This is a genomic window from Mesorhizobium sp. P5_C1, assembly GCF_054049815.1.
This window is the reverse complement of sequence record NZ_JBFULQ010001160.1, coordinates 1-892: the sequence shown is the minus strand read 5'-3', so window position 1 is coordinate 892 and position 892 is coordinate 1. Positions and strand designations below refer to the sequence as shown.

The window sequence follows — 892 nt, the reverse complement described above, 5'->3', positions numbered from 1 at the left end:
AACAAGGGGCGCAACATGGCAGGGAGATAGATCATACGGCCCATTTGCCACAGGCTCAGATTGAAGCTGCGCCCGACGTTCAGCAGCGCCTTGTCGATCAGGAGGAAGCCTGTGATCGTGCTGAAAACAACGGGAAAGAAGGCCGACATGGCGGCCTTGGCGATTTTCGATTCGATGCCCAATCCGAAGACCAGAAACAGGATGGGCAGGAAGATTATCTTGGGCGTGCTTCCGAGGGCATGGATGTAAGGCTCGAAGGCCCTGCGTATAAACGGATTCGAACCGAGCCATATGCCGACCACGACAGCGATAGCCGACCCCGCAAAGAAGCCTGTGAAGGATTCGAAAAGGGTGATCGCCAGGTCGCGATAGAAGGTCGCGTCGCCGAATTCGGCCACAAGTGCGCTCAAGACCGAGAGCGGCTGCGGAACAACGCCTTGGTAGAGCAGTCCCGAAATGGCGATTGCCTGCCAGAACGCGAGCAGGAGGACGACGGTGGATATCCTTATCACAGCGACTTTGGACAAGAACGTGGTTCCCGAGGAGGGGATGGCGATTCTCATGTCACCTCACAAGCTTCTCGAGCCTGTTGACGATTGCGTTTGCAAGGATGCTGACGAGCGCAATGGCGATGATTGCGGTATAGGTGCCTATGACGTCGAAGCGGTAGTAGCGATCGGACACGATCCGCCCCAGGCCGCCGGCATCGACGAGATATTCCACCGCCACAATATTGATCAGCGTGTAGAGGAGCCCGAGCCGGATTCCGGCGAAGATTGTGGGCGCCCCGCTAGGCAGGATGATCTGGCGGAATATGGCAGCGTCCGAAAGACTGAAGCTTTTTCCGACCTTTATCAGCGTTTCGGGAACGGACATGAAGGCCGCCCTCACA

2 protein-coding genes are annotated in these 892 nt (G+C 57.1%); both read right to left on the bottom strand.

From position 1 onward, the window contains the following. A partial coding sequence (locus tag ACXJ7R_RS34605; RefSeq protein WP_457155717.1) for an ABC transporter permease occupies positions 1–563 on the bottom strand: 563 nt, incomplete at its 3' end. Position 564: 1 nt separating this feature from the next. Further along, on the bottom strand, positions 565–892 hold a 328-nt coding region (locus tag ACXJ7R_RS34600; RefSeq protein WP_457155716.1), incomplete at its 5' end, for an ABC transporter permease.